7 protein-coding genes are annotated in these 5,955 nt (G+C 63.3%); 4 read left to right on the plus strand and 3 right to left on the minus strand.

Going from position 1 to position 5,955, the window contains the following annotated elements; translation table 11 throughout:
• The first annotated feature begins 242 nt into the window (after positions 1-242).
• Positions 243-722 (plus strand): hypothetical protein, encoded by a 480-nt coding sequence (locus ACGVWT_RS18910; protein WP_394427767.1) that lies wholly within the window; start codon positions 243-245, stop codon positions 720-722.
• Positions 723-725: 3 nt separating this feature from the next.
• Here the strand turns inward: ACGVWT_RS18910 and ACGVWT_RS18915 are convergent, their stop codons facing one another.
• A complete protein-coding gene (locus ACGVWT_RS18915; RefSeq protein ID WP_156442303.1) occupies positions 726-917 on the minus strand; it encodes a hypothetical protein in 192 nt (63 codons plus the stop codon).
• Positions 918-1,116: 199 nt separating this feature from the next.
• Between ACGVWT_RS18915 and ACGVWT_RS18920 the strand changes: the two genes are divergently transcribed.
• Positions 1,117-1,284, plus strand: coding sequence for a hypothetical protein (locus ACGVWT_RS18920; RefSeq protein WP_242417101.1), 168 nt, complete (start codon positions 1,117-1,119; stop codon positions 1,282-1,284).
• A 491-nt stretch (positions 1,285-1,775) separates the two neighbouring features.
• Complete coding sequence (locus tag ACGVWT_RS18925) at positions 1,776-1,973, plus strand: helix-turn-helix transcriptional regulator (protein WP_082731336.1); 198 nt, start codon at positions 1,776-1,778, stop codon at positions 1,971-1,973.
• Here ACGVWT_RS18925 and ACGVWT_RS18930 read toward each other — a convergent pair.
• Positions 1,970-2,233: a hypothetical protein gene (locus tag ACGVWT_RS18930; protein WP_066773505.1), complete on the minus strand. Its 264-nt coding sequence runs from the start codon at positions 2,231-2,233 to the stop codon at positions 1,970-1,972. The two genes, ACGVWT_RS18925 and ACGVWT_RS18930, sit on opposite strands and share 4 nt — an antisense overlap.
• Positions 2,234-2,318: 85 nt before the next feature.
• Here ACGVWT_RS18930 and ACGVWT_RS18935 point away from each other — a divergent pair, with 85 nt between their 5' ends.
• Complete coding sequence (locus tag ACGVWT_RS18935; RefSeq protein ID WP_066773553.1) at positions 2,319-2,525, plus strand: helix-hairpin-helix domain-containing protein; 207 nt, start codon at positions 2,319-2,321, stop codon at positions 2,523-2,525.
• A gap of 531 nt (positions 2,526-3,056) precedes the next feature.
• Here the strand turns inward: ACGVWT_RS18935 and ACGVWT_RS18940 are convergent.
• The coding region (locus ACGVWT_RS18940; RefSeq protein ID WP_394427771.1) for an error-prone DNA polymerase at positions 3,057-5,955 on the minus strand (2,899 nt) is incomplete at its 5' end.

Below are 5,955 nucleotides of genomic sequence, written 5' to 3' on the forward strand. Positions count from 1 at the left end.
CTGACACACCGCCAAGCGAGCAGCCTAGACCACCGGGATGAGGGGTCCCTTTTCGACGCCGATCACCCCGCTACCGGGGTCCCTTTTCCACGCCGATCCACAGCACCAGTCGCAGTTCGTCGCTTTCGCGCGAAGAGGCCCTTGCCCGGGCGCATTCGTTCGAGGAGCGCGCGCGCCAGTCGCGTGAGAGGGCACAGCAGCTCTCCCAAGATATCAGCTATGCCGAAACGCATAGCATGCAGATGAGCACCAACCTCAGTGCTGAGCTTGGTGATTGGTACGCCCGCGAGAGCCAGAAAGCCGGTGGGCTTGATGCGCCTGGGCTTCATGAAGTTGGCCTGACCGGTCATCGCCGGCAGGTGCGCGATACCTTGATCGCGAAGTTCCTTTCTGAACGTCAGGAAGGTATGTTCAACGAGGTACAGGGCCAGCTCCATCTAAATGACCCGCATGAGCTGAGTGGTCCGGCGCTGGCCGGCGCAGGAGCCATAGAGAAGATGTATAAGCCCGGCGGCCTGATAGATGCTGGCGGCCCTGGGCAGTCAGCCGCACCCGTCGCTGCGGCCGAGGCGATTGAGGCAGGGTCGGGCAAGGTGCAGGATGCGCGTAGTCTGGCTACGGCGCAGCGCTCTTCTACCGTTATGGCTGCGCAGCCCGTGAAGGCAGAGATCGACGAAAAGCTTGGAAAGGGCTTCTTCGTCGACCCCTCGCTGAGGAAGTGAAGCCTAACTCCAGAACCAAAGAAGGAGGCCGACGAAACATGCACCGTAGACTGCCAAATAGGCAAGCTGATGGCTTCGTGGTGCATCCGCAGCCGGAGCTTCAACAGCCGGGATTTCAGACGCCGGCGTCGCGATCACGCCGCCAGAGCCGCTCTGGTCTCGCGTAATCAGGTACTGGGTGAGGTCGTAGGCCATGGCACATTGCTCCCGCCGCAAGGATACAGCGTTTGTTAATGGCCATCAAGGCGTTCGCCGCACCGGAGTTCATAACGAAAACCCGTCAGCGCGACAGGTGTTTGACGGTGCGCTGCTAGGGTTTTCTTGGCTCCTGGTTATGATGATCGGACTCTTCCCGTTGGCAGAGGCATGGTTGAATAGATCACCATCGATAACGATGCCTACGACCATCGCCTTCTTCATCGCCGTCGGCAGCGGCATCTTGCTTCGAAAGCGGCACTCCTGGGTAGGTGTGGTACTCCACATCTACGGGCAGATCGCCATCTGGCTTTCCCTGTTCGTCATGTCGCTCGCTATCGTACTGGCCCTGCTGGGTCACAAATGATCCCATTCTGCCTGATCCTCGGTGACAGCACCGCAGTTGGCACCGCCGCAGCGTTGGCGATGTCGGGCATTCAGTGCGAGACGCGCGCTCGTGTTGGCGCATCTTCCAGTGACGCGCTGCGGTTCTCCCCTGAGACGTTGTCTGCCAGCCTCGTTGTCATAGCTCTCGGTTCGAACGATCCGCGCAGCCCTAAGCTTCTTCGAAATCTGGACGTCATCCGGCGTAGAACCACTGCGTCCCGGGTCGTTTGGATCGCGCCGTATAACCCGGCTGCCTCAGCGATCGTCAGGACTGTTGCCGTGACCTTCGGCGATACGGTCGTGCACCTGGACGCCTTTCGTACACAAGACGGCATCCACCCTGTCAGTTATAGCTCAGTCGCTCAGATGGTGAGTGCGCCACGACCAACACAACGCTCGCCAGGTGCCCGGTCAACCTCACCAAGCGCTCAGCGGCTCGTCCGCCAAGCCGTTGTTGTCACCTTCTAAGCCGTGGCGGGTCTTTGCAACAGGCTGAAGGTCCTCCGCAAAGAGCGTGGTTGGAGCCAAGCACAGCTCGCTGAAAGGCTTCAGATCTCACGGCAAGCGGTCAACGCGATCGAAACGGGGAAGCACGATCCATCGTTGTCTAGCGCGTTCCAGATTGCACGCCTTTTCAGTCGACCGATTGCCGAAATCTTCGGCGACTAGGTCAAGGTTTTCGGTGACGGGACGTAGGGATGTGCCTGGCGCACAACCTCTGCGGCTTTCGCAATGGCGTCGATCTCCTTCATCGTGCCGCTCTGATCAATCCTCCAATTTGACCGGGGATTGAATACGATGGGCAAAGCCGTCACCTCGCCTATCAGCTTTTCCCAGTGCGCTTCGGGCTTGCCAGTGACGCCAGCGAGTAAATGGGCGAGCAGCGCCCGAATATCGTTCGTGTCTTCCGGAGCGTCATGGTTGGCCATTGGTCACCCTTTCTCGCCGTTCTGCGGCAGTCTGAACCGGGAGGGGCTCCTATCGGTTTGCTACCGGCAAACGAAAAGGATGACCATGAGCGACGCATCTCTCGTCAACGTAAACACTGCGACGGCCGAGCAGCTGGATGCTGTTCCCGAGCTCAAAGGCCATGGTTTCGAGATTGTGCGCTACCGTGAGGAGCGCGGCAAGTTCACCGATCTTCGTCAGCTTGATGAGGTGCCCGGCATGGCCGGAAAGGCCGACGGCGGAAGGTCTGCACTGACCGTTGGCGACGCCTGATGCCTTAGCGGCGCAGGATCGGCACCGACGATACAGAAGCATGGCCGCGGCGACCGCATCCTCGGCATCGCAACCGAATGACCTTGGATGCCACGTCGCCGTCGCCATGAAACCGTTCGAGGATTTGGCCTGCCGGCATGTTCATGCTCCGACCGCAGACGCATGCAATCCGCATGTCGGCGCGATCGGCCGCCCATTCACCGAGCGTTTTGTACGGTGCCTCGATCGTCGGCCGTTTGCTCACAGCGGTGACACGTCCTCATACCGTCCCGCCTTGCGAAGCTGGCGAACGATCCCGTTAAACGCGGCCGTCACGCCTTGGGCTCTGCCAATTTCGTTCGTCTGGGATGCTGCATCCCAATAGAGCTCGAGGGGCCAACGTTCAGGGCAGTGGGGTAGAAGACAGCGTAGCGCGAGACGGACTTCCATGCCGTCGACGGTCGTCTCCGAACACCTGGCCACGCCGGCACGCAGGATGTGCACCGACAGCGCGATCACCACGCGCTGGTGCCGAGGCAGCGTCGACACGGATTAGTGGAAGTCGTGCGATTTGAAGCGCGCGACCTCCTCAGGATCCTTACCGTCCGCATGGGGCGGCCAGTATTGGTTGCGCGGCTCGGGCTGCCATCCCTTGTCCCCGCGATCCGGTGAGCCTGGATGTTGGCCCGCATCGCCGCGCCCGGTGCGGTGCGGGAAGGACATATCTCCGACACGGTGGAGCAGGTCGCCATGGTCGACGATCCGGTCGCAGATGACGTGGATCACCTCGCCTTCCTTCTGCACGCGCCCCTTTAGACCGACCATGGAGGCCGACATTACGGTTCGGCGCTGCGCCTCGAAGCGGTCGGGCCAAAGTATGCCGTTGGCGATTCCGGTCTCGTCCTCGATCGTTATGAACAGCACACCCTTCGCGGAACCGGGCTTCTGACGCACAAGGATGATGCCCGCGACTTCGACATGGCGGCCGTCGCGGACGCTGGCGAGATCCGCGCAGCGCGTCACGCCGCGACGTGTCAGCTCGTCACGCACGAACGTCAGCGGATGAGCACGGAGCGACAATTGCAGGTTGCGATAATCCTCGATCACCTCACGGCCATCAGTCAGCGCCCGCAGCTGCACCTCTGGCTCAATGCCTTCCGCGCTCAGTGTCTCGGCCGCGCGGTCAGCCGCGGCAAAGAGCGGCAGCGGAGCCTCGCCGAGCCCCCTCACCTTCCATAGACCCTGCCGGCGATCGGCACCGAAGCTGTGAAAGGCATCGCCGTCCGCCAGCTTCTCGATCGCGGCACGCTGCGCGCCGGATCGGCGCCACACGTCCTCGACGCAGTCATATGCGGTGGTGCTGCGCGCCGAGACGATTTTCGCTCCGTCAGCGTTCGATAGGCCGCGGATTACTCGCAGGCCAAGCCGCACCGCCAAATAACGCCCGCCTGTTCGCTCGAGGGTGCAATCCCACCGGCTCGCATTGACGCAAGGTGGCCGCACCTCGACCCCGTGCTCGCGCGCGTCGCGGACGATCTGTGCGGGCGCGTAGAAGCCCATGGGCTGCGCGTTCATCAGCGCGGCGCAGAACACGTCCGGATGATGGTGTTTCATCCAGCTGCTCGCATAGGAGATCTTGGCGAAGCTGGCGGCGTGGCTCTCGGGGAAGCCGTAGGAGCCGAAGCCCTCAAGCTGGCGGAAGGTGCGCTCCGCGAAGTCGCGGGGATAGCCGCGTGCGACCATGCCCTCGATCAGCTTCTCGCTGAAATGGCTGACCCCGCCGGTGAATTTGAAGGTGGCCATGGCGCGGCGCAGCTGGTCCGCCTCGGCCGGCGTGAAGCCCGCGCCGACGATGGCGACCTTCATGGCTTGCTCCTGAAACAGGGGAACGCCGAGGGTCTTTTCCAACACCGCGCGCAGCTCCGGGCGCGGGTACTCCGGCCGTTCCAGCCCCTCACGCCGGCGAAGGTACGGGTGGACCATGTCACCCTGGATCGGCCCCGGCCGCACGATCGCGACCTGGATCACGAGGTCATAGAAGCGGCGCGGTTTCATGCGCGGCAGCATGCTCATCTGCGCGCGGCTCTCGATCTGGAAGGTGCCGAGCGTGTCAGCCTTCTGGATCATGGCGTAGACGGCCGGGTCATCGTCCTGCAGGTCGGCCAATCCAACCCGAATGCCTTTGTCCTGTTCGAGTAGGTTGAAGGCCCGGTTCATGCAGCCGAGCATGCCGAGGCCGAGGACGTCGACCTTCATGAACTTGAGGGAGTCGATGTCGTCCTTGTCCCACTCGATGATCTGCCGATCCTCCATCGCAGCGGGCTCGATCGGCACTAGGTCGTCAAGGCGATCATGGGTCAGCACGAAGCCGCCCGGGTGCTGCGACATGTGACGCGGCACGCCGATCAGCTTGCGCGCGAGGTCGAGCGTCAGGCGCAGCCGGCGATCGGCGATGTCGAGGTTGAGCTCGTCGACCTGCTTCTCGCCGACGCCTTCGGCCGACCAGCCCCACACAAGGCCGGCGAGCGAGGAGGTCAGGTCCTCAGGCAGCCCAAGCGCCTTGCCGACGTCGCGCACCGCGCCGCGCGCGCGGTATCGCGTCACGACCGCCGTCAGCGCGGAGTGGTTGCGACCGTATGTCTCATAGATCCACTGGATGATCTCCTCGCGGCGCTCATGCTCGAAGTCGACGTCGATGTCGGGCGGTTCGCGGCGCTCCCCCGACACGAAGCGCTCGAACAGCAGCTCATGCTTGATCGGATCGATCGAGGTGACGCCGAGCACGAAGCACACGCAGCTGTTTGCGGCCGAGCCGCGGCCTTGGCAGAGGATCCCGCGCCGACGCGCCTCGCGCACGATGGCGTACACGGTGAGGAAGTACGGTGCGTAGCCTAGCTCGCCGATCAGCCGCATCTCATGCGCGATCTGCGTCGTGTAGGCCTCCGGCACGTTGCCGTCGAACATCCGCTCGACCGCTTCGGTCGCCAGCTTCTCCAAGGCTTCTTGCGCTGACAGCCCTTCGATCAGGCGCTCGTGCGGGTACTGATAGGCCAGCTCGCCAAGGTCGAAAGTGCAGATGCGCGCAATGTCGACGCTGGCCTGTAGCGCGTCCGGATAGGCGCGGAATCGCCGGACCATCTCGTCTGGCGACTTGAGCGCCCGGTCCGCGTTCACCTCCCGGCGATAGCCGAGCTCGTCGACGGTGCATTTCTCGCGCACTGCAGTCACGACGTCCTGCAGCAGTCGTGCCTCGGGCGCATGATAGAGGACGTCGCCTGTCACGACGGCACGGACGCCTGCCCCGCCCGCCTGTCGCGCCAGCGCATCGATGCGGACCGCGTCCCCCGGCCGACGCCGCTGGAACAGGGCCATATAGCCGCGACGCCCGTAGATAGCCTTCAGGTCCTTCAGCGCGGCGACGTTCTCCTCGTCCGCCTCGTGCGGCAGCAGG

Source organism: Sphingomonas sp. S6 (assembly GCF_043498045.1).
Lineage (GTDB): Bacteria > Pseudomonadota > Alphaproteobacteria > Sphingomonadales > Sphingomonadaceae > Sphingomonas.